Genomic DNA, 24,329 nt, shown 5'->3' on the forward strand with positions numbered 1-24,329 from the left:
TGAAGAATCTTACAAAATTATTTTTCTTTCCTCAACCAAGATTTATTGACTGTTTTTGATAGTTTTGAAAGCGATAAATATTTTTTACCAAGGTATGTGGTTTTGTTGATATTTTCCTCTGTCAAAGGGGGAGTCAAAGAACCAAAAATCCTCCGACTTTTTGTGTAAATAAACTATTAGTATTTCTCCTCTTAAAAAAAATCTCCCGTTGTCAGCAGTGACGACAACGGGAGGATATAAGATTTTTAATAAACTATCGGTACGCTACTTGTGGCCCTGCCCAAATTTCTGTAACCTTTTTACCAAAAGTAATCGGCTGATCATCATATGTTGTAGTGACAGTTTTACCATCATTACCAACTTGCATTAATGGCCAGTTTTCCTCGCCCAATTCACCCGCCCGAAATAGGACATGATCCGGTTGGCTTTTACTCCAACCTAACAATACTGCAATTTTTTCATGTTCTTCCTGATTAACAGGAGAAACCGTGTTAGCGTGATTTTTTTGCCGATCCCAAATTACTGCGCTATCTGTGGAATCACCTGTGTTAAATATACCTTCAAACTTGCGTGCTAAGAAGCGATCGCCTTTTTCCGACCAACTAACTGGAACTAATACCCCAATTTGACCATTCGGATCAGTTTCTTCTGACGACGCCGCCTTTACAGCCTTTATCTTTAATAAAGGATCACTAACAGGAGTAGTTGAAGCCATCACCCACAACTTCTTGCTTTGCATATCTTGGACAAACAGAACGCTGGTAACACGGCTGTTGTACATTTGGGGTTTTACCTCCAGTTGTACCCGGCTATAAACAGCATATTTACCATCTGGAGAAACCACGGGTACGCTGCGGTAGTGACGCACTCCCGAACCACCTTTAGAACTAATTGCCTCTTGAGTAGCTGTAATCCATTTCCAAGGAATAGGATGAGGACTACCTATGGGATCTATTTGTTCTGCTTGGGACTCCTCAACTGGTTCAACAACAGGTATTTCCGTCGTTGTGCTTGGTTGTGCTCTAAGAGTTGGTGCAACTTGAGTTGCTGTCAATGATTCAGTAAAAGACTTTTCTCTAGAGAGAGAATTTTCTTTTCCTTTCAAAGACTTGATATTAGCAGCTTTGAGTTTTCGGATTAAATTAAGTTGATTAACAGGAACATCTGTTAATGGTGCGAGTTCAACTGCTGCCAAACTATCAGGAACAGTTAAATCGCTATTTGACACAGAACTATCTGCTTTAGCCAGAGGCTCAATTTTATCCGCTGGTAATACTTGCAGTTCCTGAACAGCAGTACTTTGTGTTGGCACAGAGTCAAATTCTTCTGTTAAAGAGTTGATTTGATCTGTTTTTAATATTTTAACTATATCAGGTTCCCCAACTACAGCTATTTTCTTTGACACAGAGTCAGAATTTCCAGTTATCTGTGTTAATTTAGCTACTTCGGATCTGACTTGGGTCGAGTTACCTGACGCCGCTAGCAAAGGTGCAATCAGTATCACAACGACAACGTAATTCAGAAATGGTTGTAAGCGGAACCATCCTGATAGCAAAAGGGGTTTAAGCATTTGTAGACTCTCTAGAGGGGCGGTTGCTATGTGAGAAGCAATACCTATGCAGCAATGGGGCAGGCGGTAATTATATGTATAACAAGAAACTAAAAGCTTTGACGAAATATTTTCTTCAAAGTTTGGAGAGTTTTACAAAAATTAAGTATCATTGTTTACACTTTTTTTACTCAGGTAGTAGTTTTTTTGGCAAAAATATGTGAGTATAGTAAATATGCTGAAAACTCAGTAATTACTACACGATATAGAGTGTTGCAGTTCCTATACCCAACCACACCAAAAACAGGTATTGGTTAAGGGATATTCCGGGTATAGCTCAGGCGATGACGCTGGCAATTAAGAATGAGATAACTCGGCTATTGGGGATCATAATAGCGATCGCTATTAGGCAGCAAACAAGCCAGGTTACACATTAAATATAACAGCGCAAACCCTGATAATGGTAAACATGAGGCGTTACGTAGAAAACCTGGGAAAGCCGATGCATAATACATCATACTCAGAAAATACTGTTGTCAGCAACCCAAAGTTATAAATTGCAATCTCAACTACAAAAATAGCTAAAACAAGCAATAGTTTTTTAGAAACTCAACTGTATTTAACGCCAATTTGGGAAAAATAATCGGGAACACAAGAAAATTTACTCGGTAGATGCTCTAGCGGCTCGTGACGATACACCACTAAACTATGAGGCTCACTAAAGGCAGATGCAGCTTATATTAGCTGTTACACTTGTCAACTTAACTATTAAGTTAAATATTCCAGCCTTTGGTTTCACCAATACGAAAATATTCTATCACCAAACAGCCGATATTATTTACCATTAACTAATGGCTAACGATTAACAACTAAATTATTAATGAAAATTGTATTCTTTGGTACACCACAGTTTGCTGTGCCCACGTTGGAAAAGTTATTGAATCATTCAGAATTTGACGTGTTGGCAGTTGTCACCCAACCAGATAAACGCCGGGAACGCGGAAATAAACTTACGCCAACACCTGTAAAAGCGATCGCTACTGCTCACAACTTACCAGTATGGCAACCCGAACGGGTGAAAAAAGACACTGAAACTTTAACCCAACTCAAACAATTAGACGCAGATGTGTTTGTTGTTGTTGCATACGGACAGATATTATCGTCAAAAATCCTAAATATACCAAAGTTAGGCTGCATTAATGTGCACGGCTCGATTTTACCCAAATATCGCGGTGCAGCGCCGATTCAGTGGTGTTTGTATAACGGTGAGAGGGAAACGGGGATCACAACTATGTTAATGGATGTGGGGATGGATACTGGGGCGATGCTACAAATAGCCACTACACCGATAGGATTACTGGATAATGCCCAAGATTTAGCCGAAAGACTAGCTGTGATCGGTGGGGATCTGTTAGTGGAAACTCTGTTGAAGTTGGAACGTCAGGAAATTCAACCAATTGCCCAAGATAATTTAGCAGCTACTTATGCCCCTCTGATTCAAAAACAAGATTATGGTTTGGATTGGTCAAAAAGCGCTATCCAATTACACAATCAAATCAAAGGCTTTTACCCTAACAGCACTGCTAGCTTTCGTAACAACCTGTTAAAAATCACCGCTTCTGCTCCCCTTGCTTCTGTAAGCGATCGCGAGCTACCACCAGAATTACAAGAATTAATTCATAAATTGCCTGATTTGTCAAATATATCAGACAGACCGGGAGTTGTAGTGAGCATTGCCAAAGGAATTGGGGCGATCGTCCAAACTGGGGAAGGTTTGTTGCTGTTGCGAGAGGTTCAGCTAGCTGGTAAACGTCCCCAGTCGGGATGGGATTTTGTTAATGGTACCCGCTTAACTGTGGGAGAAGTTTTTGGTGTAGGCAGTTGAGGGGTTGCCAATTTTAGATTTTAGGTTGCACCTTTGGTGCGCTAGAAGCGCAACTTGGATTTTGGATTAAAAAAAATCTAAAATCTAAAATCGTTCGACTGAGCGTTCGCGCAGCGTCTCGTAGAGAAGCCGAAGTCTAAAATCTAAAATTAAATAACTCCTAACTTTTCATAAAAGCGACAAGATTTGCAAGGGCCATCTGGGTTAACTGCACAGCGAATAATTTCTGAATGAGCATTGTAGCAGCAGGTGGCATCACCAATTACCCAACGTCCCTCAACCAAACTTTTCTCAGATGGTCGTTTAGCCGACTGCACGTAAATGGCAATATTATGCAAACGGTATCGCCCAGCTTTAAGTTGGTATCGATGGCGGCGCTCTAAAACTGCATAGGTTTTACCTTGAAAATCGAGATAGTTTCCGGGTTGGGGTGTCCAATCAAGTTGCACTCTACCGAGGGACTCACGCGGGTGCGTCAGAATCACTTCGGTTTGTAAAGAGTCTGACTCCATAAGCTTATGTGATTTGATTTACATTATAAGGATGGTATCGCAATAGCTTTCTTTAGCTTACCGAATTTAGATTACAATTAATGATTCACTCTTGGCGCCCCTAAGGATTACGGCAACCAAAAGTCAGGTAGGATAGATTTGCCCAAGTCACGCAAAGTTTGGTTGAGCGATCGCCCCACTTGTATATGCACTTCATCCTCTTCTACAGCTAAAATCTCAGATGGCTGACCTTCTCCCAAATAAGACACCACCAAATTCGCCGCCTCCAAACCAGTAACATAAGCCTTTTCCTGTGACCAGGAACCATGACGGTTTACAATCCAATCCCCACTCATAAACACATTCTCAAAACTTGTCTTAGCGGGCAACATATAACGATAGCTACCAGGTGCAAAGTGAGTCACCGCCTGAGGTAGCCGAATTACACTGCTATCAATGATCTTTGCCTCCCGAAACGCTGGCAGACAAGTTGCTAAATAACCCTGAACTATTGGTAAAATCTCCTCATCGCTCAAACTGAGAAACTGATTAGCGTGATAGAAATCAGCTTCAATTACTGTTCCCGGCTCATTTTGATATTCATCATGTAGAGCATTCAAATCAAAAAATGTCCAACCTGTAGTTGTGTCGAATCCAAAGCAAGCATTAGAAGGACGAGGAATATCAATTTTGCGGTCAAACCATAGTCGTGTTGCTAAAACATCAATTGCTCCTAAATTGCTCAAATTACGGAATTCTTCACGGCTTTGTAAACTAGGGCTAGTTGAGACAATTTTCTTCATCCCCGTGATCCCAACCGCAAAAATTACGGCATCTGCTTCAATTACTTCATCACCGCAAACTACACCCTTTGCTCGATGATTACTATCAACAATTAAGTCTGTAACTCGGCGCTTAGATAACACTCGCACACCAGCTTTTTCAATCCGTTCCACCCAAGGACGAAATATCTTTTCCCCGACAGTTCCCCGACACCAAACCACATCAAAATCTGGTTGATGAGCCAGAATAAAAAAGTAAAGCATCCCTAAAGTTGCTGCGGCTGAACATTGTTCACCAGGGGCAAACAAGCCCACTAATAACATTGGTTCAAAAGCCTCACGGTAAAGTCGTGCAGAAACGTTAAAGTCTTTGAACAATTCACGGGCAGTTACAAAGTCATAGCGCCGCCAAGCATCATCAGAATTGTCAAAATCAACAACAGCATAAAGTAAAGGCAGGGCGCTGAGACGGTCAATTAGTGGCAGCCGTTTAAACTGAGTGTAGAGAAAAGTTCCTAGTGGGGAGGGGAGTCGCGGTAAGTCTTGAAAAATCGGTGATTCAACTTCCAAACCTGCTGGCGAATATTGCGAAGAACGAGTCCAAGTAGTAAAAGGATTAATTTCTAATTCATTGATTAGGGAAAAAATATTTTTGTAAGGATACCAAAAGCCATGAATGCCAGCTTCAACAGATTTTCCGGCGGCTGTTTGCCAACCTGCCACCAATCCACCGGGATAGGGGCCTGCTTCTAGAAGGGTCACATCATAGCCTTGTTTTGCCAAATGGTAGGTTGCTCCCAAACCAGCCCAACCTGCACCTACAACTACCACCCGTTTTTGTTCTGACCCTTCTACCATCCCAGCCTCCGATTGTTGCAGTCCATTAACTAATGTATACGAACTTGCCGCTCTCATCAGATAACGGGTTGCTATTACAGCGGTTTTCCTTTGGATGCAATACGCGCTTTGGTAGCCCAGCTGTGCGCCCCTACGATATATATTCCATCGAATTGAAAACAGCTATAAACTTTGAAAAAAGGCTAAGGGGAAGCAGTTCAGTAAAAATCCCTTGCGGTTAATGCTGAGTTAAGAGTATAACAGAAAACAGAACTAACTATTCATAAGGAATAATCCTAATGACTCAATTAGCAAATGTAAAATCCAGTCTGAATGATTTTGAATTACGAGATGGCATTTATTTTCCTAGTGACTATGAACAATTGAATAATACTCAACATAAAAAAACATGGGACGCAATTGGTAAAACATATTATGGTTCCCAAAAAATTGAAAAAATTGCAGAAACATCGCCCATCAAACAAGATTACACTCTGCTAACTGGCACGCCTGGAGGTACTTGGAACAAATTTCCGTCGAATAAATCTTTTGACTCTATTCTGGAGATTGGTTCTGGTTATGGTCGCGCACCTTTACATCTCTCAAAAGCTAAAAATCTAAGATGCAAAAAATATTATGGAATTGATATTTCTGAACCTTTATTGCGGCGGTTAATCAAAGTTAAACAAGAATATAATTTTTTTCCAGAAGCTGAATTTAACTTGATTTGCGATTCTGCTGAAATATTGCCCTTAGAAGAAAATTCTATAGATTTGGTAATTTCTAACTGCGTCTTTATGCATATCCCAGATGCACAATTAAGAAATTTGTTGGCTGATATATCTCGCGTACTAAAACCTGGTGGAATTTTTGTTTTCAATCATTCCTTTCACAACAAGTCTTGTCCTTCTCATATTATCCATAATTTTATCAGAAGGCTGAACCCATTTGTGAGAAACCCAGTTTATCTCAAGCAATATTCAGCCGCTGAAATTAATGAAATGTTAGCGACTGCTGGCATCCAAACGAAGTGTCCAGAATATATTGTCGAACCAACGGAAGAATATGCGATTTTGCCGGAAACTATTAAAGGAATCCCAGTACCCTTTGCTAATGCTATTAACAGAAGTCTTAAACCATCAGATGCTTTAAAAGAAACTTTGGCTTATGGTTTTAGTGCCTACAGCACTCAACTGGACTAATTACAGCTATTTTCAGGTAAATAGACCACGCCCTACGGGCACAGAATTGCTCATTGGGGTCAACTTAAGCTAAAACTCTTTTAAAACCTCGTTTCCAGCCAGAGGCTGGAAATGCTCTTCAATTGCGGCTCTGCCGCTAGTCTTGAGGCAGAGCCTCTCATTAGGTATTCCCAGTCGGAGACTGGGAACGAGGTACCTCTAAAAGCTTGTTCGCTTACTGGCTTTTGCCTTAAGTTGACACGTATGAGCAATGTTGTGCCCCTACGACAATGGTTCAAATAAATGAAAACTTCTGTAAGAAACTATCTCGTTGTCAGTAGCCAAAATATATAGGTCATTAAGCCACGATAATGTTGCAGAGTGTGCTTTCCTGATTTACTAACTTGTCCATAAATGATATTGGGGCAATCAAAGTTTTGGATGCTAAAATCAACTCTTCACCCCTTTTAGTGCCTCAAGCTTGACCAAGATTTTTTCAAAAAGCTTACCAGATAGACTTTTTGAATCTTGATCAACCTTATTGCTCGATTATGCCTTTTAGTTCATACAATAGATTATCAAAAAGTTGAACAACTTGATTATTACTACTAAACTCAATAATTTCAGCTTCAGTGATCTTACTCCTATTAGGCGATCGCTTTCACCAACTACTACTCTAATTGTAATTCTGGGCCTTCTGAGGTCATTATGATGCCAGAAGTCTCTTCAGCCCATCGCTATCATATTTGATTTGTAAGAATTGCAAGCCGAAGATCCCCGACTTCGTAAAAGTTGTCGGGGATCTTGTTTCTTACGAATGATTCAGGATTGCTATATTTGTGATGTAATTTACCAACTTTTAGCAAAATATTGAGATTAAAGTTGGTAAATTAGGGATTAGTTGAGCTAATTCTTCCCCAGACAACTATGCCATTGGATTTATCGCCTCTTTGGATATCACTCAAAACTTCATTACTTGCTACATTTATCACCTTCTTCTTGGGTATCGCTGCTGCCTACTGGATGCTGGGATATCGTGGCAAAGGTAAATCGTTGATTGAGGGTATCTTTATTGCGCCCCTGATCTTACCACCCACGGTTGTCGGTTTCTTGTTGCTGCTATTTTTTGGGAAAAATGGTCCCGTAGGGAAACTCATGCTGGCTTTTGACTTCAGCATCGTCTTTACTTGGTATGGTGCAGCGATCGCAGCTACCGTAGTTTCTTTCCCGTTGATGTATAAAACTGTATTGGGAGCCTTTGAACAAATAGATGGTAATCTGCTGCGAGTAGCCAGAACTCTTGGTGCAACCGAAGCCACAATCTTTCGGCGCATCAGTTTACCCCTAGCCCTACCCGGCATTGTCGCCGCCACAATGCTAGCTTTTGCCCGTGCTTTAGGAGAATTCGGCGCAACCTTGATGCTGGCTGGTAATATTCCCGGACAAACGCAGACAATCCCAATGGCGATTTATTTTGCTGTGGAAGCGGGAGCAATGAACGAAGCTTGGTTTTGGGCGATCGCAATTATGGTGATTTCTCTATCTGGAATTATTGCAGTCAACTTCTGGCAAGAATTGAGGGAAAAGAGAAGGGGAGGCGGGAGCAGGGAGCAGGGAGCGGGGGGAGAAATTCTCTACAACCCGCACTCTAGCTTTGAATCTGGTGGATTGTTTGTCAATATTGAAAAAATACTTCCTAGCTTTCATTTAAAAGTTGCTTTCACTACTGATGAGCAACCCTTGGGATTGTTAGGGGGTTCTGGAGCAGGTAAGAGCATGATTTTGCGCTGCCTTGCGGGGATAGAAACGCCTTCTTGTGGACGCATAGTTTTAAATGGTAGAGTCCTGTTTGACTCCGAACAAGGGATTAATTTACCCAGTCGCGATCGCCGCATCGGTTTTTTAGTGCAGAATTACGCCCTCTTTCCGCACATGAGTGTGGCGCAAAATATCGCTTTCGGCTTGCCCAAAAAACTATCTGCTGGAAGTATTAGGGTGCAGGTAGAACAGCAACTATTAGCCATGCAGTTGCAGGGATTAGGCGATCGCTATCCGCACCAACTTTCTGGGGGTCAACAACAACGGGTAGCTTTAGCACGAGCATTAGCAAGTCAACCGGAAGCATTGCTTTTGGATGAGCCATTTTCGGCACTTGACACCCATCTACGTAGTCAATTAGAGGAGCAAATGACAGAAACTCTAGCTGGCTACCAAGGTGTGACTCTATTTGTCACCCATAATATGGAAGAAGCTTATCGGATTTGCCCGAATCTGTTGGTATTGGAGCATGGTAGAGCCGTTCATTATGGCAGCAAACATGATATTTTCCAGCATCCAGCTACTGTGAGTGTCGCCCAACTTACCGGATGTAAGAACTTCTCCCGTGCTGTTCTCCAGTCATCACAACAGGTAGAAGCGACTGATTGGGGTTGTACTCTTCAAGTTATTGAACCAGCCAAGAGCGAATTATCCCACGTCGGCATTCGTGCCCATCAGTTCATTTTTACCAACGACTCATCACAGGAAAATACCTTTCCCTGTTGGCTAGTACGAACAAGTGAAACGCCCCATCGAATGACGTTGTTTCTCAAACTACATTCTGCTGGCAAGAATTCTCAAGATTACCATCTGCAAGCTGAAGTCTTCAAAGAAAAATGGGCGACTATGAAAGACCAACCTTTTCCTTGGTATGTGCGTTTAGATCCTCTGCGCTTGATTTTGATGGAATGAACGCAGAGATGCACGTAACAGGGGGCATTGCATAAAATGCTTGTGGAGAGTTGGGTTAGACTACGACCTGGAAGTCGTCAAACTCCAGTTCCCTGTGAAGTTAAGAATCCCATCGGCTAAAAGGCGATCGCTGCTGATATTTTGCAATTAGACCATATACTAGCGTACAAGTTAGAAAGTATATCAATACTATGCGCTTGCAGCAAGATTTAGAGTCAGAGGTGGATTGAGTTCTCCTTTTTGCCTGTACCAGGGTTGATTGTCATACCTGGCGTCAGGAGAGAACGCACAGTGCCAGAGGCGATCGCGAAGACAAGCGTGTAGAATGTGTTAGTTAATAGGGTAGGCATCTTTCACTTAAATCCCTATTGTGTAAGAGGTCAAGATGGTACAGACACCCGCCAGTCCAGAAACCGAAACCCTATTGATTGAGTTGCCTAAGACAATCGGGTTGTACGTCACTCAGGAACAGTTTGCAGCATTAGCAGCAGCCAACCGAGACTTGACATTAGAAAAAACCGCAGATGGAGAGTTAATTGTGAACCCACCAACGGGTTGGGAAACTGGAGAACGCAACCGCAGCCTCACTGGACAACTCGATCGCTGGTACGAAGAAAACGAAGATTTGGGTAAAGCCTTTGACTCCTCGACTGGCTTCATTTTACCCAATGGTGCGACTCGCTCCCCCGATGCCTCTTGGGTAAGCCGAGAACGTTGGCAGGCACTCACTCCAGAACAAAAAGGAACGTTTCCTAATATCTGCCCGGATTTTGTTGTAGAGTTACGCTCTAGCTCAGATCGGCTTGGGTCTTTGCAATCTAAGATGAGGGAGTACATTGACAATGGCGCTCTGCTGGGCTGGTTAATCGATCCGCAGCAGCGACGGGTGGAAATTTATCGACCGGGATTAGCAGTGGAAGTATTGGAGAATCCGACTGAGTTGTCCGGTGAAGCGGTGTTACCGGGTTTTGTGTTGAATTTGCGTCGGGTGTGGGATTGAAAATTGAATATCTCCTAGATGACATCTGCAATCTGCCAGGGGAGTGGCACTTTCATCCTTTGGTTTCGCCTGTTAATCCGACTTCTTTGCTCTAAAGATACGCGCTCAAGAAATACTGCTTTGGGCGATCGCTTTTCTCTTCGTGCAACAGGCTAACAAAAGTGAGAATGGCGATTTATTTATATTCTTGCATTTTTTGCAAGAGGTAGCTGATTTTAATGTTGGTATAGTGATCGCGTGCATCTTTAATGATTGATCGCTTGCTCTGGATTGCTGCATGATGGCTTATATGAGGGAGTTGCTGTAGATGAGAGTTGCGGCGGGAATCCCTAAAGAGCAGATTGTTTTGTGCTAAACAAGCAACGAACAACTAGCGGGACTTAAACATTTTTGAGTGAGAAACAAGCCTCAAACCCATGCAGAGTAATGTAAATACACCAAATGCTCAAAAATAGCCCAAACCCAGATATATAAAGAAAACAAGTAAAACGATGTCAAAGTATTTCTATATATACATTTGAGGCTATTTTAGGGGTGTTTTTTGTCTAAGTCCCACTAGATGCGATCGCATTACAAGCTCAGGCGATTATATTCTGAGGGGTCATGTTAGGATGTGGGTTATAGATTTGATTGGAGTTTTAGTAAGCGATCGCTAGCTGTTTGTAATGTCTCAGGCTTTTTGCTGAAGCAAAATCTGATCAATGAATGTCCTTTTTCTGGTTGGCTGAAAAAGCTGGAACCAGGAACTACGGCAACACCAATATTTTTAATTAGATGATAAGTGAATTCAACATCAGTTTTGTAGCCAAATTTGGAAATATCTGCAAGAACGTAATAAGCTCCTTTGGGAACGAAATAGGGAATGCCAACTTGATCTAGAATCTGTAAAATCCTGTCTCGCTTCTGGTGATAAAGTTTGGCTAGTTCTTGATAATAGGATGGTGGCAGTTGCATGGCGGCAACTCCGGCTCGTTGCAATGGTGCAGGAGCGCCAACGGTGAGAAAATCATGGACTTTGCGAATCGCTCCTGTCAATTCGGGGTTTGCGAAAATGTAGCCGACTCGCCATCCAGTGACGCTGTAAGTTTTGGATAAACCGTTAATGGTAACGGTGCGTTCTTCCATACCGGGAAGGGTCGCTAAGGCAATATGTTGAGTGCCATCATAGAGAATATGTTCGTAGATTTCGTCTGTAAACGCTAACACATCCCACTTTTGACAAAGTTCAGCAATTAGGGTGAGTTCTTCATGGGTGAAGACTTTACCTGTAGGGTTGTGAGGTGTGTTGATAATAATAGCTTTGGTATTGGCATTGAAAGCTTGACGCAACTGTGATTCATCAAATGTCCAATAGGGGGGATACAGTGTTACGTACTGGGGTTTAGCACCAGCTAAAATCACATCAGGGCCGTAGTTTTCGTAATACGGCTCAAATATAATTACTTCGTCACCGGGATTGACTGTCGCTAGCATCACAGCTGCCATTGCTTCTGTGGAACCGCAGGTAACAGTGATTTGGGTTTCAGGATTGATATCTAAGCCGAGATACCAACGAACTTTGTTGGCGATCGCATGACGAAATGGGCCATCGCCCCAAGTAATGGCATACTGGTTGACATCTGCCTGTATTGCTTCGTAAGCTGCTTGTTTCAATTCCAAGGGACAGGGAAAATCAGGGAACTCCTGCGCTAGATTCACTGCACCATGTTGCAGTGCTACCCGCGTCATTTCCCGAATCACCGACTCTCTAAACTGGTCTGCCTTCGCTGATATTTTTTGGCGCTGCATCTCACTCACCCCTATACCTCCGTTGATCTCTATTGCAGTTATGCGGAAATTTCTGTAAACCAAATAAAATTCATAATATCGATAGATTTATCGTAGTATACTCAAATTCCAAATTTATAGAGAATGCAACCTTAATAATCTATATACTTAATTATTGATATTAATAGTCAATTACTGAAGTACCGATCCAGAATCATCATGAAATCTTTGCACCGTCCCGATCTTTATAGCTGGTCTAATTTCAATCCGGCAAGAAATATTGATTTCAATGGGATTGCCTGGATTCGCCCAGATGGCAACATCTTGATTGACCCAGTAGCCCTATCTAACCATGATTGGAATCATCTGAAATCCCTCGGTGGTGTAGTTTGGATTGTGCTGACGAATTCCGAGCATGTCAGGGCAAGTAAAGAAATTGCCGATCAAACTTATGCTAAAATAGCTGGGCCTCTGGCAGAAAAAGACATTTTCCCCATACATTGCGATCGCTGGCTGTCTGATGGTGAAGAATTTGTACCAGGATTGGAGGTGATTGAACTCCAAGGCTCAAAAACTCCCGGTGAACTAGCTCTACTACTGGAGGAGACGACTTTGATTACAGGGGATTTAGTCAGGGCACGCAAGGCAGGTAGCTTGACAATATTACCAGATGATAAGCTGCTGAATCGAGAGGAGGCTGTTGCTTCTGTGCGGAGGTTGGCTCAACTGAGTCGGGTAGAAGCAGTGCTAGTGGGGGATGGTTGGCCTGTCTTCCGCGATGGACGCGATCGCTTAAAGGAACTTGTGGCGACGTTGTAAATGTTTCCCCTAATGAAACAGAGAAACTGTGTTTTTGCCGGAAATGGCAGATAATCCATTAACAGCGATCGTGTCATGATTTCACTGTCGCTCATACTTGTTTTCACCTCTGGTTTTACCAGTGTTGTGCTTTTTACTTGCTTATGACAAAAATTGTTGTGATTAGCGATCCATTATCTATGCTAGTCATCGGGGAAGTCTGATTTGAAAAGCTAGTACCGCAAGGCGGAAGTCAAAAGTCAAAAGTCAAAAGTCAAAAGTATTATGGAATAAGCTCTTTAGGGCTTTTCAATGGTCTGCTTATTTCCGCCGTGCTGTACTAGTAACTTTGATCTTCTTACTTCTCCAGCCTTTTTTCCTAATTCACATTAGGCATGATTTTATATTTCTTAACCTTCACTACTTCCGTAAATCTGCTATTAATACTAATATCCATTTTTACTCAATTATGTCTACTTGTAGTTTTTTTACACACAATATAGTCTAGTACAGTGCGGCGGAAATAAACAACCCATTCCAAATCAACGAAACACTTATGCTGTATTCATTTTGACTTTTGATTTTTACTTCAACTACGCTCAGTACAAGTGATTTTTGACTTCCGCCGTGCTGTACTAGTGGCTATGCACATTAGTAATGATGTCAAAAAGTAGTTCCATGCGGCTTGTGCTTTACGTAGGCTGAAGATCAGTCAACTCAATTGTTCAAGTTATTTTTACATAAGTTCTTAAGATTGATTATGAACCTATCTGGTGCTGAACTCAAAAAGTTAGTTAAAGCCATTGTTAGTGCTTATCCCACTAAAAGTGATTTGGCAATGATGGTTGAGTTTGAATTAGAGGAAAATCTGGAGGCGATCGCAGGTGGTGAAAATCTTACAGATATTGTCTTTAAGTTATTAACTAGGTGGGCTATTCCCAGAGGAAAAACATATAGGTTAATTTTAGCCGCCTACGAAACTAATCCTGGTAATGAAGACCTGAAAAAATTTTATGACTCAGTTGTTATTAATAAACGGTTTATTCTTGACGTTCCGGTAACAAGAACAGATTTTGGCCCCAATATTAACTGGAAAGGGGAAACTGATGAAATTCAACTGCAAAATTGGCTAAAACCTAAATTTGATTACTGGGATGTAGGATTTTTGAAACGGGCAATTCAACAATCTACATCGGTATGTCGGATTGAAATACCATCTTGCAATATTATGGGGACAGGAGTTTTAATTACTCCTAATAAGGTATTAACAAATTATCATGTTTTTCATCCTAATGAAGAAAACAACGCTCGTGATGCGGTTTTGAATTTTGGCTGTTTTACCTCAGACAATGGTGTTAAAGATTATGGTAGTTCATTTAAACTAGATAACCAAAAACCCATTTTACGTTTTAGTAAAACTGAACATCTAGATTATATTTTATTACAGGTAGAATCTAAAATTACCCAAGAAAAGAATATTAAACCTGCGCGTTGGGATGAGAGGAAGTTACCTATTGAGAAAATGGGAATTAGTGTTTTACAACATCCTGAAGGTGATTCCATGAAACTGTCCATCAGTCACGATGGAATCACAGGGGTTTATCATGATAGTGGTTTAGTTCAATATGTTAATAAAACGGCTTTAGGTTCGAGTGGATCACCTTGTTTTGATGAAGATTGGTGTTTAGTTGCATTACATCATGCCCAGAGAGCAAAAACCTTTGGAACAATTCGGGAAGGAATTTTGTTTGCTGCTATTTATCAAGAAATACAATCAGATTTAGCTTAAATTATTAAAGAGTTAAACATGGGACGTAGAATAATTAGTGACCAATTGGAAGCGAAGGGAGAGGGAGCGAAAATTGATGATTATTTTTCCAAGCTGCTTAAATATATTCCTACAGAAATTGTTGGCGGATGGATTGCCATTACGGGATTAATTAAAAGTGCTACTGGTATTCCTACAAATACTATATTGTGGGTTTTGTTGATTATTTTTACAGTAATTACTGCTGCTTATATTCTTCAGCAAACATCTGAACGACAAAAACCACCAGCAGTTAAACAAACTATTATTTCCAGTATAGCATTTCTTGTTTGGGTATTTGCGCTAGGAGAACCTTTTAGTTCATTAAGTTTTTATAGCCCTGTTTATGGGTCAATTTTATTGATTATATGTAGCTTAATTATTCCTTTAATTAACCCCATTGAAAGTAAAGTTAAAAGTTAGTCAAGACAAATAGAGTTGCTATGGAATCGTGGTTAGAGAACAAGAAAAAATATTTAATAGATGCCATTATTCACGTTTATCCTGATAAAACTGATTTGGCAATAGTGGTTAATTTTGAATTAGGGGAAAATCTGGAGGCGATCGCAGGTGGTGAAAGTCTTAGAGATATTGTCTTTAACTTAGTAACTAAATGGGCAATTCCTAACGGAAACTTAGAACAGCTTTTTCAAGCCTGTTATCAAGAAAAACCAGATAATTCTAAATTACAAGAGCTTGAACAACAGTATCAAAACCATGAAAAGCTAGACAAACTTGTTCATATATTACAAGGATACTTTGAAATAGAAAAAACTATAATTTTTACTGCTTATGAATCATCTTTATATCAAGTACGTAAGCTTAACAAAACAAAACCTCAAAAGGTCGAAGAAATAATTAATGAGTTAGATATGCCGATACAAGGTAATTATAATTATATAGATAAATTTGTCGGCTATTTATCTTTGCTCAACACAGAAACATCTTTATCTAATGATTTAGAAAAATGGGGGAAAGAAAACATTATAGACTTTGATGAATTAATTCAACAGGTAAAAAAAGAGCAACGACAACGAGAGAAACAATGTCATCCCTGTCTAATAATAGCAATTAGTAAATCAGGGGATAATTATGTTGTTGAAGCATGGCTCATAAAAAATATAGTCCAATATCATCGAGAATCTTTTTCTGATTGTGAACAACTTAAAATTGAAAATAAATCAGAAATACCTACAGATAAAAATTTAAGCAATTTATCTAAAATTACAATAAATTTAATCCAACAAGGCTTAATTAAAGCTAATAAGTCCATAAAACAAATTCATGTTTTATTGCCATCTGAATTAATAAATCATGATTTTGATTCTTGGAAAACCGAGGAAGATGAGGAAGGTGAAGAGGATTTTTGTACAGGAATTTGTGAAGAGTATGAAGTAGTAATTCGTTGTTCAGATAGATTAAGAGGTAAAAGTCCACCCGTTTTTAAATGGCGGGAAAAAGCAAATACATTTAAGGATCAATTAAAACAATATGCCAATAGTGTTTTTGTTTTAGCCTCTAGTGATAATCAAAAAACTTTATTTGATCAAGTCAAACAGGAAAACATTATCGCCGTAAAAATCACAAGTGTCTTTGAAAAAGGAGAGGTATTAGGAAAAATTCTTTTCAAATCTGCTGTTCCTCTAGCATTATGGACTCGTCAACAGATTCCTGATATTGAAGAGAAATTCAATAGGATTTTAAAAAATGAAGATAATGATATATCTTTAAGAGAGTTACCCTCCCAATTGAAAAGCAAAAAAGCACAAGGTGAGAAGAATATTAACCATTTATGCTTATTGTGGGATGACCCCGATTTACTACCACCCGAACAGCTATTAACTGAAAACAAACTCTAAACTGATTAATTTTATGACTGACTGGCAAATTTTTACAGGAAACAGTAAACCTCACGATGATTGGGAATTACCCAAATCTCCCAAGTGGCGACCTTTTGGTAATGAAATTGACCCAGATCAAAGTCGCAGCCAAGTAAGAGGTGAAACTTTTCAACCTCGTGAAGAAGAAATAAAAATAGTCAATGCAGCTTTATACCTGCGACGACCTTTATTGATAACAGGTAAACCAGGAACAGGTAAATCATCCTTAGCTTATGCAGTAGCTAGAGAATTGATGTTGGGGGAAGTTTTATATTGGCCGATCACATCTCGAACTATTCTTAAAGATGGATTATATAATTATGATGCGATCGCTCGATTACAAGAAGTTAAACAGCAGCCAAATTCCTCAACATTGTCTCCAAAAGACGAAAAGAAACAACAAGCCAGCAGCATTGAAAACTATATCACCTTGGGGCCTCTAGGAACAGCTTTACTCCCATCAACAAAACCCCGGATTCTCCTCATAGATGAAATTGATAAAAGCGATATTGATTTACCTAACGACCTGTTAAATGTTTTTGAAGAAGGATGGTTTGACATCGAGGAGTTAGTTAGACTAAAAAAAGAAATTCCCAAAGTTAATGTTCGTACTGCATATACCGCAGATAAGAGTCACGAAATTATAGAAGGAAGAGTAATTTGTACTACTTTTCCCCTAGTCATCTTAACCAGTAATGGAGAGCGAGATTTCCCTCCACCATTTTTGAGACGATGTTTACGGCTAACTATGAAAGAGCCAGATAAAGAACAGTTAGTTAAAATAATTGCGGCTCATTTAGGTAAAGAAATAGCAGATCCTGACAATTCCACAAAATTAACAAATGAAGCTCTTGATACATTAGTTGAGAATTTTATGAAAGAAAGAGATACAAAAACCCTAGCCAATGATCAACTCCTCAATGCTCTATTTATGGTGACAAAAGGACGCATTGACACCAAAGATGGACTGATTAAACAACTGCTGCAAGATTTAGGTCAGGTTGAAGAAGATGAGTAAACCTTCTTACTATGACGCAGTAAAACGTTTTGTTAATATCTTGGAGCATAGTGGTTTAAGGAAACGTTTAGAACTGAGTGATGAGGATATAGCAGATACTCTTTGGTTAGCTTTGCAAATGGCAGTAGAAAATACTCAAATCAGAGAAAAACCACCTCAAGCTCCAAAAGAAACCGAAACCATTTTTGAAAAGACAGACATTCGGCCTCCTGAACCAGTTGAGCCGTCTATTAATATTTATACGCCACCCTCAGATTCGTCGTCTACACGGTCTCAAAATGAAGAAAATATAGAGGGTTTACCCTTTCAAGCTCCTGCTGCACCGGCTTTAACAAACAAACTACAAATTAGTAGAGCTTTGCGTCCTCTCATGCGTAAAGTTCCTTCATACTCTAGAAGAATTTTGGATGTTGAAGCCACTGTTAACCAGATTGTAGATTCTTTGATTGTAGAACAGGAAAGTTGGGTGGCTATCACTAAACCTCAACCTGAACGCTGGTTAAATCTTGAGTTAGTGGTAGAAGAAAACCGTTCTTCATTTATTTGGCAAGAAACTATTAATGAATTAACCCAAATATTAGAGAATTATGGTATCTTTCATACTGTCAGAACTTGGAATTTATCAAGTTACCATCAAGGAAATTTACAATTAGTCAGCAGAAAAAAAGGAAAGCAAAAAAATCATTGTCAATATAATTATCGAGAGTTATATCATAGCAATGGGCGAGGCTTAATTTTACTCCTCAGTGATTGTGTATCTACTATTTGGCAACGAGAAACTATCTATCAGTGGTTACAAAAATGGTCAAATCAATCTCCAACTGCAATTATGCAGCTTTTCCCAGAAAGACTGTGGTTAAGTAGTGAGTTAAGTTTCGGCTATAAAGTGAAATTGAGTGCTTTTAACCCTGGTGTACCTAACTCTAAATTAATTTGTAGGGAAGATTTAGATATAGAGCAAGCCTTAAATTTACCTATTATTACCCTAGAACCTGAATCTCTCAAAGAATGGGCTAAAGTGGTTGCAGGTTATGGCAGAATCCAAACACCAGCCATTGTTTTAGACCTTGATTTTGTTAAAGAACAAGTAAACAAAACAGTAATATCTCAATCTTCAGAAGCATCACCCGAAGCAATAGTAGATCGTTTTTTAGCCACCGCTTCACCTACAGCACAAAGATTAGCTGGATTAATGGCAGCTGTTCCTGTGAGTTTACCTGTAGTGCATCTAATTCAAAAGACTATGCTACCTAAATCTACACCTGTAAATGTGGCAGAAGTCTTTTTAAGTGGCATGATTGAAAGAAAACAAGATGTTTCTTCTTCCGTCTCTGTGCATCAAGAAGAGGTCAAAAATAGAGAAGTTCATGAATATGATTTTGTGGCAGAAGTCCGAAAATTACTCAACCAGGCAATGCGTTTAGTGGAAACCGAGAAGGTTTTAGATGTGGTATCTGAATACATCGCTGAAAAAATGGGATCATCCATTAAAAGCTTCACTGCACTGCTTTTAAATCTGCCAGAATTAAGTCAACAAAAACAAGAAGATTTATTACCTTTTGCCCATGTTGCAGTAGAAGTTTTACGCAATCTTGGTGGAAAATATGCCGAATTTGCAGAAGAAATTGAAACCAATAAATTACAAAAAATACTAGATAATAATCAACCAATTTTCCAATTAGTTGCAGGAGAATACACTTGTGCAGTTAAATGGGGTGGACAGACTGGTACTTGGCATGAAGGCACAGAAATTTTATTGATTTCTCCACAAGGGAAAGTGAAGTTTCGTTCGCGGTTGGGTTTGGCGGTAATTGAAAATTTGCAAACAGAACAGCAAAAATTGTCATGGAGTTTTGAGAATAATCGCACTGCTGCTAGCATTACTTTTAAAGAAAATAGTGAAAATAGTTATTTTTGGTCAGGACATCAAACAGGCAAGTTATTTGAGGGATGGTTGAATTATCCTAATGAAGGCAGAATAGATTTTAGAGGTTGCTTGTCTAATTTTGAAGATCAGATATTAAGAGTTAGCCGCGAAACTTGTCCATCTGGCTTCACTTTGGTGACATACGAAGAAGCTATAGAAAATAGAGACATTCTGAGTAGAAAGTTAGAGGCTTGGGACATTGCCCGACTTGCAGGCGGCGGTTCTATGGATGGTTCAGGATATGATTCAAAGATACGTCAGCAAGATGAACGCGGACTTGGGCATTCTCTTTGCAAACGATTAAATTTAGGCGTTATTCAGTTCACTATAGCCACCCTAGAAAGTCAGTTAGACAAAGCTAAAGGCAAACAAGAAGAATGGATCATAAACCGTCAACAAAGCCAAGCAGAGAGCATTACTGAGGTATTAGCAGAAGGCATTGAACTTGAACTGATAGAAATTCCTACAGGGACATTCTGGATGGGTGTCCCGGAGGATGAATTAGAGAGTAGGAGTAATGAAAGACCACGACATCAGGTAACAGTTCCTAGCTTCTACATGGGGCGATATCCTATTACACAAGCACAATGGAAAGCTGTAGCCGCACTCCCACAAGTTAACCGACAACTACAACCAGACCCATCTAATATTAAAGGTGCAAATCGCTCTGTTGAGGAAGTTTCTTGGTACGATGCGGTTGAATTTTGCGATCGCCTCTCCCAACATACAGGCAAAAGCTACCGCTTACCTAGTGAAGCAGAATGGGAATATGCCTGTAGAGCCAGAACTACTACCCCATTTCATTTTGGCGAAACAATCACATCAGAACTGGCCAACTATCATGCTATCCAAACTTATGGTGCTGGGGTGAAAGGAATATATCGAGGGGAAACAACAGAAGTAGGGAGTTTTGGGGTAGCTAACGCCTTTGGGCTGTACGATATGCACGGGAACGTATGGGAATGGTGTCTTGATGATTGGCACGATAACTATGAAGGTGCGCCAACAGATGGCAGTGCTTGGTTCTATTATAATAATAACCTTTCTCAAAAGCAAGGAAATGTCGTGCTGCGGGGCGGTTCCTGGGACTACATTCCTAAAGACTGCCGTTCCGCGTCTCGCTTCAACGGCGACCGCGACCTCCGCAACGACTTTATTGGTTTTCGTATTGTCTGCGGGGTTGGGAGGATTCTTCAGTAGCCCTTTATACTTTAGTCCTTTTACCCTTTACTCTTCTTTTTTTGCCCTTTGTTAGCGAAGCGGAGCGGAGCGTTATAAATTTTTTTTCAAATTTAAGCTTGGGAAGTTCTAAACTGACAATTAAGTGAATTAATGTGAGTTCTACGAGTCATCTTACATATCCGCTGAAAAAACCTCTCCCTGGTTTTACTACGCAAAACCTGTCCCTCTCCGAGTCGGAGAGGGACAGACTTGAACTAAAGTTCAAGGCAGGGAGAGGTTTATTGAACTTAGGTTGAATTAGAAACGCCCTTTATCCTTCCCCTGTCAGTTAATTTCAGTGCGATTATTATCAATATATTGACAGTCAATAACTTGACCGACTAGCTAAGTAAATCAAGAGGGGAACGATGAACAGTCGCCGCGTTGTCATTGTTGGCGCTGGATTCGGTGGGTTGCAAGCTGCCCAATCTTTAGCTGATTCTGGTGTAGATGTATTGTTAATTGATCGCAACAACTATCACACCTTTGTACCGTTGTTATATCAGGTTGCGACAGGTCAATTGGAACCAGAATACATTGCTTACCCAATCCGGACAATATTACGGCGATTCTCTTTCCTCCGGAATAAGCCTAAGGTTCAATTTTTGATGGCTGAGGTTGAGCAAATTGATTTTTCAAGGCAAACTGTTGAAACAGATAGTTGTGTAATCACCTATGACTTTCTGGTACTTGCAACTGGAAATCGAACCCAGTTTTTCGGAGTTCCTGGAGCTTCGGAATATGCTTTCTCAATGAGAACGCTAGAAGAAGCAATAGCAATCCGAAATCACATTTTCTCTTGTTTTGAGCGAGCTATCCAGGAATCTGATTCATCACGACGCCAACAACTGCTGACGTTTACGATCGTCGGCGGTGGGCCAACGGGTGTTGAGGTGGTAGGTGCTTTCGTTGAAATGCTTCGAGGTCACTTGCGTCGAGATTATCGGATACTTTTAAAGGAAGTGAGATTGATTCTGGTGCAATCAGGCGATCGCTTATTGGCCGATCTGCCAAAGAAGTTGGGAGCTTACACTTACAAACGATTACATCAGCTAGGAGTGAAGGTTTATCTACAAACAAAAGTGATTAGAGTGACTTTTGAATCTTTACATCTGCAAAACCATGAAGTAATTTCAACTGCAACCGTCATTTGGGCTGCGGGGTTAGAGGCAAACTCTCCCACAATATCTCAGGAGGTATCTTTGGCAAATAAGGGAAAATTACTTGTTCATCCCACACTACAATTGCTAGAGCAACCCAATGTTTATGCGATTGGGGATTTGGCCTATGTGGAACAGAACGGTAAACCATTAACTGGGGTTGCACCAGAAGCGGTTCAGCAGGGTGTTGCTGTAGCCCGAAATATTCAGCGGGAATTTCGAGGTAAATCACCAAAGCATTTTAGCTATTTCAATAAGGGAAGATTAGCGATTATTGGCTGTTATTCAGGTGTGGGAAAAATTGGCGCATTTACCTTTACAGGCTGCTTGGCTTGGCTGATGTGGCTAGGAGTTCATTTAGTATATCTTCCTGGCTACCGCAGTCGTTTGCTAGTGTTACTTACTTGGCTTTACACTTACTTGTTACGCGATCGCCCAGTTCGCTTAATTCTGTCTGTGAAAGAACGTTAGCTCTCAAAAGCGCCAAATATTTCCAAATTCCTGCAATTGAAATCAACCGCCGTTGACGTACCATAGTTGGAGTTCAGGCAATGACTGAAAATAGAACCTACATTAGTCTCAAACCAAAAGATGTTGCGATTGCCTATTTGTTGCTGCGAATTCTCATCGGTGTGAATTACTTTAATCACGGATTCACTCGCATTTTTAACATCCCTGGATTCGTTGAAGAGACTGTCAAAGAACTAGCAGATTCTTATTTCCCAGAATTTCTGGTGAGAATCAATTCTTACTGAGGGGATAGTTGGCCCGTCTTCCGCGATGGAAGCGATCGCTTACACGAACTTGCAGCGACGCTGTAAATGGCTGGGTAGCACAGATATCTGTGCTACCTAACAGAAGATTGTGGTTCAAATAAATGAAAAAGGCTACAAAAACAATTGTAATCTGAATATTACAGGCCGATGCAAGTTAAGACAGCTAATAAATAATAGCACCTGAATTTGACTCTGTTTAATTATCAGGGGCAAAGCGCGATTCTCCTGTGAAAAGACTGCGCGATCGCGTGCAGAATATTTACAGTGTTGCCTAAAATTATGGATAATTCCCCAGTGGTCGCTCAAGCAGATGCATCCTTACCAAATTACACTCAGGAAAATATACATTTAGTGGAGTCAGCAGTTGGATCGAATTCACCACCGCAGGAAAAGGTAGGAAGTGATTTTGACTCTCGCATGATGCTGCGGTGTTTGGAACTTGCTCGCCGCGCTTTAGGACGGACTTCACCAAATCCGTTAGTCGGAGCGGTGATTGTCAAGGATGGCGAGATTGTCGGCGAAGGGTTTCATCCTTGTGCAGGTGAGCCTCATGCCGAAGTGTTTGCCTTGCAAGCAGCAGGCGATCGCTCTCGTGGTGCAACAATCTATGTCAGCCTTGAACCTTGCAATCACTACGGACGGACTCCCCCTTGTTCGGAAGGCTTGATCCAAGCAGGGGTGGCAAAAGTAGTAGTGGGTATGGTTGATCCCAATCCACTGGTAGCTGGAGGTGGGATTGCCCGTTTACGTGCGGCGGGGATCGAAGTGTTGGTAGGAGTAGAAGAAGAAGCTTGTCATCAGCTAAATGAAGCTTTTGTGCATCGCATTCTCTACAAACGACCTTTGGGAATTTTAAAATATGCCATGACTTTAGATGGCAAAATTGCTACTACCTCTGGTCACAGCGCCTGGGTGACAAGCCAAGAAGCCCGTACTGAAGTACATCAACTGCGGGCGGCAAGTGATGCAATAATTGTCGGCGGGAATACAGTCCGACAGGATAATCCTTATTTAACCAGCCATCAGGTGGAGGCACATAATCCCCTGCGAGTGGTGATGAGTCGCCATCTCAACTTACCGGAAAATGCCCATCTGTGGCAAACTGCGGATGCTCCAACTTTGGTGTTGACAGAGGAGGGTGCTAACCCCGATTTTCAAGAACTGTTGCGAAAACTTGGGGTGGAGGTGGTGGAATTAACATCCCTTACACCAGATAAAGCTATGGCGTATTTATATGAGCGAGGTTTTTGTAGCGTGTTGTGGGAATGTGGTGGGACTTTAGCTGCTAGTGCGATCGCTCAAGGAGCAGTGCAAAAAGTTCTAGCATTTATCGCCCCGAAAATCATTGGTGGTAGTATTGCTCCCACACCTGTGGGTGATTTAGGTTTTACTACCATGACTGAGGCGTTGTCTCTAGAACGTGTTCGTTGGCGTGTAGTAGGCTCTGACTGCTTAGTGGAAGGTTATTTTCCCCAAAAAGCCAATAGTCAATAGTAATAACACTTGACTATCAATTAATT

At 40.7% G+C, this 24,329-nt stretch carries 19 protein-coding genes; 13 read left to right on the forward strand and 6 right to left on the reverse strand.

All coding sequences use genetic code 11. The annotated features are described in order from the left end of the window. Positions 1–253 precede the first annotated feature (253 nt). Entirely contained in the window at positions 254–1,570 is a 1,317-nt protein-coding gene (locus tag V7K49_RS04065) for a hypothetical protein (protein WP_335204613.1), read from the reverse strand. A gap of 859 nt (positions 1,571–2,429) precedes the next feature. On the opposite strand from V7K49_RS04065, the gene fmt reads away from it, so the two are divergent. Next, positions 2,430–3,434, forward strand: a complete 1,005-nt coding sequence (fmt, locus tag V7K49_RS04070; RefSeq protein WP_334867312.1) for a methionyl-tRNA formyltransferase — start codon at positions 2,430–2,432, stop codon at positions 3,432–3,434. 149 nt (positions 3,435–3,583) lie between these two features. Here the strand turns inward: fmt and V7K49_RS04075 are convergent, their stop codons facing one another. Together V7K49_RS04075 and V7K49_RS04080 are read right to left on the reverse strand one after the other, a co-directional pair. Continuing rightward, a complete protein-coding gene (locus V7K49_RS04075; protein WP_335204615.1) occupies positions 3,584–3,946 on the reverse strand; it encodes a DUF6464 family protein in 363 nt (120 codons plus the stop codon). Positions 3,947–4,053: 107 nt separating this feature from the next. Beyond that, on the reverse strand, positions 4,054–5,565 hold the full coding sequence (locus V7K49_RS04080; protein ID WP_335204659.1) for a hydroxysqualene dehydroxylase: 1,512 nt from the start codon (positions 5,563–5,565) through the stop codon (positions 4,054–4,056). 278 nt (positions 5,566–5,843) lie between these two features. Between V7K49_RS04080 and V7K49_RS04085 the strand changes: the two genes are divergently transcribed. Further along, on the forward strand, positions 5,844–6,746 hold the full coding sequence (locus V7K49_RS04085) for a class I SAM-dependent methyltransferase (protein WP_335204616.1): 903 nt from the start codon (positions 5,844–5,846) through the stop codon (positions 6,744–6,746). 906 nt (positions 6,747–7,652) lie between these two features. Beyond that, positions 7,653–9,455 (forward strand): molybdate ABC transporter permease subunit, encoded by a 1,803-nt coding sequence (modB, locus tag V7K49_RS04090; RefSeq protein WP_335204617.1) that lies wholly within the window; start codon positions 7,653–7,655, stop codon positions 9,453–9,455. Positions 9,456–9,670: 215 nt separating this feature from the next. Here the strand turns inward: modB and V7K49_RS04095 are convergent, their stop codons facing one another. Next, positions 9,671–9,805 carry a hypothetical protein gene (locus tag V7K49_RS04095; RefSeq protein ID WP_335204618.1) on the reverse strand — a complete coding sequence of 45 codons (135 nt, stop codon included), beginning with the start codon at positions 9,803–9,805 and terminating at the stop codon, positions 9,671–9,673. A gap of 35 nt (positions 9,806–9,840) precedes the next feature. Here V7K49_RS04095 and V7K49_RS04100 point away from each other — a divergent pair, with 35 nt between their 5' ends. Next, positions 9,841–10,455, forward strand: coding sequence for a Uma2 family endonuclease (locus tag V7K49_RS04100; RefSeq protein WP_334867302.1), 615 nt, complete (start codon positions 9,841–9,843; stop codon positions 10,453–10,455). Positions 10,456–11,073: 618 nt separating this feature from the next. Here V7K49_RS04100 and V7K49_RS04105 read toward each other — a convergent pair. Next, entirely contained in the window at positions 11,074–12,243 is a 1,170-nt protein-coding gene (locus tag V7K49_RS04105) for a pyridoxal phosphate-dependent aminotransferase (RefSeq protein ID WP_335204619.1), read from the reverse strand. 198 nt (positions 12,244–12,441) lie between these two features. Between V7K49_RS04105 and V7K49_RS04110 the strand changes: the two genes are divergently transcribed. The 8 genes from V7K49_RS04110 to V7K49_RS04145 all read left to right on the forward strand — a co-directional run bounded on the left by V7K49_RS04110 (position 12,442) and on the right by V7K49_RS04145 (position 22,788). Beyond that, positions 12,442–13,041: an MBL fold metallo-hydrolase gene (locus V7K49_RS04110; RefSeq protein ID WP_335204620.1), complete on the forward strand. Its 600-nt coding sequence runs from the start codon at positions 12,442–12,444 to the stop codon at positions 13,039–13,041. Between the two features lie 739 nt (positions 13,042–13,780). Further along, positions 13,781–14,809 (forward strand): effector-associated domain EAD1-containing protein, encoded by a 1,029-nt coding sequence (locus tag V7K49_RS04115; RefSeq protein WP_335204621.1) that lies wholly within the window; start codon positions 13,781–13,783, stop codon positions 14,807–14,809. A gap of 45 nt (positions 14,810–14,854) precedes the next feature. Continuing rightward, complete coding sequence (locus V7K49_RS04120) at positions 14,855–15,250, forward strand: hypothetical protein (protein WP_335204622.1); 396 nt, start codon at positions 14,855–14,857, stop codon at positions 15,248–15,250. 20 nt (positions 15,251–15,270) lie between these two features. Further along, entirely contained in the window at positions 15,271–16,686 is a 1,416-nt protein-coding gene (locus V7K49_RS04125; RefSeq protein ID WP_335204623.1) for a VMAP-C domain-containing protein, read from the forward strand. Positions 16,687–16,699: 13 nt separating this feature from the next. Continuing rightward, complete coding sequence (locus V7K49_RS04130; protein ID WP_335204624.1) at positions 16,700–17,725, forward strand: AAA family ATPase; 1,026 nt, start codon at positions 16,700–16,702, stop codon at positions 17,723–17,725. Then, complete coding sequence (locus tag V7K49_RS04135; protein WP_335204625.1) at positions 17,718–20,852, forward strand: SAV_2336 N-terminal domain-related protein; 3,135 nt, start codon at positions 17,718–17,720, stop codon at positions 20,850–20,852. Before V7K49_RS04130 ends, V7K49_RS04135 begins: the two co-directional genes overlap by 8 nt. A gap of 389 nt (positions 20,853–21,241) precedes the next feature. Beyond that, entirely contained in the window at positions 21,242–22,504 is a 1,263-nt protein-coding gene (locus V7K49_RS04140) for an NAD(P)/FAD-dependent oxidoreductase (protein ID WP_335204626.1), read from the forward strand. An 80-nt stretch (positions 22,505–22,584) separates the two neighbouring features. Then, positions 22,585–22,788 (forward strand): hypothetical protein, encoded by a 204-nt coding sequence (locus V7K49_RS04145; protein WP_334867291.1) that lies wholly within the window; start codon positions 22,585–22,587, stop codon positions 22,786–22,788. Here V7K49_RS04145 and V7K49_RS04150 read toward each other — a convergent pair. Next, positions 22,775–22,906, reverse strand: coding sequence for a hypothetical protein (locus V7K49_RS04150; RefSeq protein WP_334867289.1), 132 nt, complete (start codon positions 22,904–22,906; stop codon positions 22,775–22,777). The genes V7K49_RS04145 and V7K49_RS04150 overlap by 14 nt on opposite strands. A gap of 182 nt (positions 22,907–23,088) precedes the next feature. Between V7K49_RS04150 and ribD the strand changes: the two genes are divergently transcribed. After that, entirely contained in the window at positions 23,089–24,303 is a 1,215-nt protein-coding gene (ribD, locus tag V7K49_RS04155; protein ID WP_335204627.1) for a bifunctional diaminohydroxyphosphoribosylaminopyrimidine deaminase/5-amino-6-(5-phosphoribosylamino)uracil reductase RibD, read from the forward strand. The last annotated feature ends 26 nt before the right edge of the window (positions 24,304–24,329 follow it).

Origin of the sequence: Nostoc sp., assembly GCF_036919675.1 — a bacterium.
Taxonomy (GTDB): domain Bacteria; phylum Cyanobacteriota; class Cyanobacteriia; order Cyanobacteriales; family Nostocaceae; genus Nostoc.